The 6,188-nt window shown below is 71.2% G+C and carries 6 protein-coding genes; 3 read left to right on the top strand and 3 right to left on the bottom strand.

Features of this window, described 5'->3' with window-relative positions:
- On the top strand, window positions 1-578 hold a 578-nt coding region (locus tag VF794_RS29055; RefSeq protein ID WP_331115992.1), incomplete at its 5' end, for a double-CXXCG motif protein.
- A gap of 60 nt (window positions 579-638) precedes the next feature.
- Window positions 639-1,889 carry an Hsp70 family protein gene (locus VF794_RS29060; RefSeq protein WP_331115994.1) on the top strand — a complete coding sequence of 417 codons (1,251 nt, stop codon included), beginning with the start codon at window positions 639-641 and terminating at the stop codon, window positions 1,887-1,889.
- A 13-nt stretch (window positions 1,890-1,902) separates the two neighbouring features.
- Here VF794_RS29060 and VF794_RS29065 read toward each other — a convergent pair whose 3' ends face one another.
- The 3 genes from VF794_RS29065 to def form a co-directional block, all read right to left on the bottom strand.
- Window positions 1,903-3,219 carry a hypothetical protein gene (locus VF794_RS29065; RefSeq protein ID WP_331115996.1) on the bottom strand — a complete coding sequence of 439 codons (1,317 nt, stop codon included), beginning with the start codon at window positions 3,217-3,219 and terminating at the stop codon, window positions 1,903-1,905.
- Window positions 3,220-3,397: 178 nt separating this feature from the next.
- Window positions 3,398-4,633 carry a cellulase family glycosylhydrolase gene (locus VF794_RS29070; protein ID WP_331115997.1) on the bottom strand — a complete coding sequence of 412 codons (1,236 nt, stop codon included), beginning with the start codon at window positions 4,631-4,633 and terminating at the stop codon, window positions 3,398-3,400.
- Window positions 4,634-4,641: 8 nt separating this feature from the next.
- On the bottom strand, window positions 4,642-5,241 hold the full coding sequence (def, locus tag VF794_RS29075) for a peptide deformylase (RefSeq protein WP_331115999.1): 600 nt from the start codon (window positions 5,239-5,241) through the stop codon (window positions 4,642-4,644).
- Window positions 5,242-5,302: 61 nt separating this feature from the next.
- On the opposite strand from def, the gene VF794_RS29080 reads away from it, so the two are divergent.
- Window positions 5,303-6,188: M28 family peptidase (locus tag VF794_RS29080; RefSeq protein ID WP_331116001.1), on the top strand; the 886-nt coding region annotated here is incomplete at its 3' end.

The following is a 6,188-nucleotide window of genomic DNA, read 5'->3' on the forward strand; positions in this document are numbered from 1 at the left end:
CCTCGGTGGACCTTTCCCCAATTGCCTCCCTGGCCGACTTCGAGGAGGCCCGGGCAGAGCCCATCGGGGAGTATGAAAGGCTGTGCGAGCTGGTCCGCCCGCTCCTCCCACCGGGAGCCGTGCTGGGACCCGGTACAACCTTTGGCCCGCTCGTGGGCCGGGGCCAGGGTCGCTTCGGGCCGTTCGTGACACCTGTCCCCTGGTGGCCGCTGGTGCAGCGTGAAGCACTCGAGAAGCTCCAGGCCGAGGGCCTGCGCGGTCTCAAGGGCTGCCCCACCCAGCTGCGCTTCCGCCAGCGCGCCTCGCCCGTCCTGCTGGAGTTGGAGCTACTCCCCGTGGGCCGCGCTCACCCGGAGTGCCTGCCCCCCCACCGCAAGCCCCCCTGCCCTCGCTGCCATCGTCATGGCCTCACCCTGCCCAAGCCCCTCCTGCTGGATGCCTCCACCCTGCCCGATCACCTGGACATCTTCCGGCTAGAGGACTTCTCCACCATCATCATCTGCACCGAACGCTTCGCCGAGGCCTGCCAGCGTCTGGGATTGGATGGTGTCGCCTTCCACCCTCTCCCCACGCGCTGAACGAGGAGGCCTGATTCGGCGCTACCCATGCCCACCGTTTGCGCGTAGAGGTGCGCCCCCATGCTCGCCTGCGGACTCGACTTCGGAACCAGCAACACCGCGATCGCGCTGCCGGACGGGACGGTGCTGCCCGTCGCCCCCGGCTACACCGACCCCCGGCTCTACCGCTCCGTCATCTTCTTCCCCGAGGACGACCGCGAGGTCTACACCGGCGTCCAGGCCATCAACCGCTACCTCGAGGACAACTCCGGCCGCTTCATCCAGTCGGTGAAGTCCTTTCTCCACAGCGCCTCCTTCCGCGCCACGCAGATCCGCGGTCGCACCTGGCTCATCGAGGACCTCGTCGCGCTGCTGCTGCGCCGGGTGCGCGAGGCCGCCGCCTCCCACGCTGGCGGCCTCCCCGAGAAGGTGGTGCTCGGCCGCCCCGCCCTCTTCACCCACGAGCCCGAGGCCGACGTGCTCGCCGAGCAGCGCCTGCGCCGCGCCGCCGAAATCGCCGGCTTCACCCACATCCAGTTCCTCATCGAGCCCATCGCCGCCGCGCTCTCCTACGAGGCGCAGCTCACCCGCGACGAGCTGGTGCTGGTGGCCGACTTCGGCGCCGGCACCACGGACCTCACCCTGATGAGGCTGGGGCCCTCGCGCCGCGGCAACCCGGATCGACGCCCGGACGTGGTGGGCTCCACGGGCGTGCGCATCGGCGGTGACCGCTTCGACGCGGAGATCATGCGCTACAAGCTGCTGCCCCGCTTCGGCGCCGGCTCCACCTACAAGGTGCGTGGCTTCAGCGACAAGCGGCTCCCCGTACCCCAGCACGTGATGGCCAAGCTGCTCTCCTGGCACGAGATGTCCTTCATCCGCGAGAAGTCCACCCAGGAGCTGCTGGAGCTGATGCTGGACTCCAGCGACAAGCCCGCCGAGGCCGAGGCCCTGTATGACCTCGTCATGGACCACCTCGGCTACCGGCTCTTCCGCGCCATCGAGGCCGTCAAGGTCCAGCTCTCCAAGGAGGAGGAGGCGACGCTCGAGTTCGAGGAGGCCCGCATCCACCTGCGCGAGCGCATCACCCGCGCCGAGTTCGAAACCGCCTCCGGGCCGCTCCTCACCCAGCTGCGCGAGGTGACGGAGGGGCTGCTCAAGCGCTGCGAGGGCGCCGGGGAAGTGGACGCCGTCTTCCTCACTGGAGGCTCCTCGCAGATTCCCGCCGTGCGCCGGCTCTACGCCGAGCGCTTCGGCGAGGAGCGCATGCGCACCAAGGACGCCTTCACCTCCGTGGCCGAGGGCCTCGGGCGGGCCGCGGCGTCCCTCTGAGCCGAGCCGCGCCTCAGTGGCGCAGCAGCCAGTCCAGGATGGGCGACCACACCGTCGTCGGGGCGTCGTCCGCCAGCAGCAGATCCGCGTGGCCGTAGTCCACCGCGCGGGCCGCGTCCGGCAGGCGCTGCACCACGAGCTGGGAGACATCCGTGCTCCCGAGCAGCCCCAGGGAGTAGAGGCCGTAGCGGCCGACCCCGCCCGCGGCGCCCACGTACAGCACCGGCACCTTCACCTCGTGCAGCCGGTCGTCATGGGGCACATCCGTCGCCCCACACCACATGGCCAGCGTGTCCACCTGCTCGCCGATGCTCTGGTAGGGCGAGGACTGCACCAGCCCGTCGAACAAGAAGCGCTCGCGCGTCCAGGACAGCCCGGTGGGACCCGCCGCGTCGAACTGGCCTCCCGTCCAGTGGTAGCCCGAAATGACGGGCGGGTTCTGCAGCATGTGGGTGGCCGAGCCGAAGAGCAGCGCCGCCCGTCGGTTGGTGAGACCCGCGAGCATGGGAATGGGTGAGCCCGCGTCCGGCGCGACGATGGCGAGCGAGCCGAGAGCCTGGAAGAGCAGGCCGAGCTGCCCGCCCTCGTACTGGCCCGAGGCCTGGAGCCGCGAGAAGACCGCCAGCGTCTGACACGCCGCCTGACGCTCGGCCGTGTCCCCCGGGGCGAACGTGTAGGCCATGTCCACGGGGATGAAGCCACTCACCTGGCGCCGCTCCGGAGCGAACTGCGTCTCCGCGTTCAGGTAGGCGTAGGAGACGGTGGCCCCACGGCTCCACCCCAGCAGCGCCATCCGCCCGTAGCCGCTGCCCCCCTTCGCGCGCACCCCCCGCGCCAGCGCCAGCCCCGCCCCCAGGTCCCGGGCGTGCAGGCCCAGGTTCCAATCCTTCATGAAGGAGAAGTCGGTCGTTCCGGGAAGGACATGCACCCAGCGCTGGTCCATGCCCCACACATCCATCCCCCGCTTCGCCAGGAAGAGGGCGAGGGAGTGCTGCCGCGATACCGCCGTGCTCGCGGCGCTTCCCAGGAAGGCGGCCCGGAACCCCCATGTGTCCCCGTGCACGAGGAACACAGACTTCGACGTGCGCAGGGGGACGCCGGGCGACACCTCGCGCACCACGCGGTGCAGGGTGATGAGGTCATACGCTCCAGCGCCCACCCGGACGCGGTAGCTGTACTCGTAGATGTCCTCGAGGAGCTGCCGGCGCTCGGTGCTCTCCAGCCCGCACGGCTCGTCGGCGAACTCGCCACAGGGCTGCTCGAGCCCCGCCGGCAGCCCCCGCTCCAGCGAGGGTGCCTCGGCCCGGGCCCGCACCCCAACGCAGAGCACCCAGACACACATCCACGCAGCCACCCTGATTGGGATACGCATGACTCAACCCTTCCGAATGGAAAGCCCCCGCTGGGAAAAGAACTGCTCATGACAGGGATGGCTGACAACTCCAGTTGTCTTTTATTCTCAGGAAGGGTGTCTCAAAGAGGAAGAGGGGCGCGCGGGTGTTGAGGTGTCAGCGCTGGCCGGAGCGCGCCGCGGCCTCGACGACGAGATCGGCGTAGCGGTTGCGCGGGTCGGCCGGCACGGTGCCGTCGCGGTAGTAGAAGGTGAAGTCATCCCACTCGTCCGGGCGCGCGTCGTTGGCGAACATCCACGGACCACTGGCACCGGCCCCGGTGCGCCAGGCACAGCGGAACCAGCCGCGGTACATGGCGCGGCGCTCGTCGAGCGAGAAGCCCTCCCGGTTGCGCAGGGCGAACTCGCCGATGAAGAGCGGCTTGCCCAGGTCCCTCGCGAGGGCGACGTGCTCGGAGAACCAGCGCGCGCCCGCGAGGGCCGTGACGTCCGCCTTCACCCCATAGCCCTCCGGGTAGAAGTGCACGCTGCCGAAGTCGATGAAGGGCGAGGCCGTGTTGCGCCGGAAGCTGGAGCCGCCAGCGAACGAGGAGGCCGTGCCCGAGTCGCGCCAGAAGCGCTCGTCGTAGCCGGCGAAGGAGGTGTCGAAGCCCTCCTCGCCGGTGCCCACCAGGTGCCCGGGCGCGTGCTGCTTCACCACCGCGGCCACCTCGTCCACCCAGGCCCGCATGGCCAGGCCCTCCGGGTCCAACCCCTTGCCCCGAGGCTCGTTGAGCAGCTCCCACGCCAGCACCGCCGGGTGCTCTCCGTAGCGCAGCCCGTCGAAGGTGTTGACGCGCGAGAGCAGCCGCGCGAGGTGCGCCTTGTAGTGCTCGATGACGGCACGCTCGGTGAAGAAGCGCGGGTCGCCCTGCACCGGCGAGGGCAGCCCGGCCCACTCCACGTACCGCCGCGTCCCCCCGTAGGCATCCCAGTAGTTGCCCAGGGTGAGGACGAGCTTCACCCCATGCGCGGCGGCCCGCGTGAGGACCAGGTCCAACCCGCGCAGGCCCGCCTCGTCGTATTGGAGTGGGGCCACCTGGATGGCCGAGTCCCCGAGCTTCTCCGCCGCGTCGTTGTGGCCCGTCGTGCGCACCGCATGGGCCCCGAGCGCCGCGGCCTTGGCGAGCGTCTCCTCCACGGCGGGTGACTCGGTGAGGCCCCGCCTCAGGTCACGCGTGGCGTGCTCCTGGAGGTAGTACGCGTTGAGCACCACCGCCGCCGAGGGGGCCGGGCCCAGCCGCAGCGCCGGGCCCTCGGGACAGTCCGCGGCGTCCTCCTCCAGCTCGCGCAGGGGTTCTTCACCACAGGCCACCGCCAGGAGCGGCAACAGGGACAGGAAGGCAGCACGCATGGAGGAGCTCAGCCCTGCTCGGGCAGCCCGAGCGCCCGGCGCACCTCGGCCACCTGGCGCGAGGCCCAGTAGCGGCGGTGGTTCTCCGCGGTGGTGAAGCTGCGCGGCTCCATCCGGTCGAGGTACAGCATGCCGTCCAGGTGGTCTATCTCGTGCTGGAGGATGCGGGCGTACCAGCCGCGCGCCGAGAGGGAGACGGGCTGGCCCTGGTGGTCGAGCGCCTCCACGCGCACGCCGCGCGCCCGCCGCACCAGCGCGGCGAAGCCGTTGACGCTCAAGCACCCCTCGTGGAACTCGACGGGCGTCGGGTCCTCCACCGTGAGGCGCGGGTTGATGAGGACGTGGAAGTCCACGGGCTTGCGCTCGCGCGCGGCCAGGTCCTCGGGTGACACGGCCGCCTGATACTCGGCCCGGTCCTCGATGACCGCGAGCCGCACGTCCACGCCCACCTGCGGCGCGGCCAGCCCCACCCCGGGCGCGTCCCGCATGGTGTCGCGCATGAGGGCGATGAGCTGCTGCACCCCGGGGCTCCCGATCTCCTCGGGCGTGAGGTCTCGCGCGCGTCGGCGCAGCACCGGCTCTCCTGTCTGGACGATTTTCAGCACCATGGCGCGGGAGGATAGCCGCCCACCGCCTTGACAGCACCTCCGCGCGTGGCTTCATGACCGGGTGGACACCCCTCTCGATTCCAGGCGGCGCAACCTCGTGCTCGGCGCGGTCACGGGGCTCGGCACCCTCGTCGCGGTGGCCTGCTGGGTGGGGCGCTCCCCCCCGGCGCGGGAGCCGACCGCGCGCTGTACCCCGGGCCGGGTGGACCCCGAGCGGCTGAAGGCCCATGTGCGCACCCTGAGTGAGACGTTCCATCCGCGCGACCACGCGCACCCGGAGAACCTCGAGCGCGCCGCGAGCTACCTCGCCGAGGCGCTCTCCCAGGCGGGCGGGCGCGTGCGCTCGGAGCCCTACACGGTGAACGGCGCGAGCTACCGCAACGTCATCGCCACCTTTGGCCCGGAGAGCGAGGAGCGGCTCGTCATCGGCGCGCACTACGACGCGGCCCAGGGGGCTCCGGGGGCGGATGACAACGCCAGCGGCGTGGCGGGCCTGCTGGAGCTCGCCGCCCTGCTGAAGGAGCGCCCCCCGCCGATGCGGGTGGACCTGGTGGGCTTCACCCTGGAGGAGCCGCCCCACTTCCGCCGGGCCACCCAGGGCAGCAAGGTGCACGCGCGAGCGCTGCGCACGCAGGGGGTGAAGGTACGGGCGATGCTCTCGGTGGAGACCATCGGCTACTACTCCGAGGCACCCGACAGCCAGCGCTACCCGGTGGCCGCCCTGAAGCTGCGCTACCCGAGCACGGGCAACTTCATCGCCGTGGTGGGCCGCACGGACGAGCGCGAGCTGTTGCGCTCCGTGCACCAGGCCATGGGGGCCGCGAGCGACCTGCCCGTCGAGTCACTCGCCGCACCGCGCGACCTCGAGGGCGTGGACTTCTCGGATCACGCGAGCTTCTGGGACGAGGGCTTCCCGGCGGTGATGGTCACCAACACCGCGCTCTTCC

Source organism: Archangium sp., assembly GCF_036389735.1.
Lineage (GTDB): Bacteria > Myxococcota > Myxococcia > Myxococcales > Myxococcaceae > Archangium.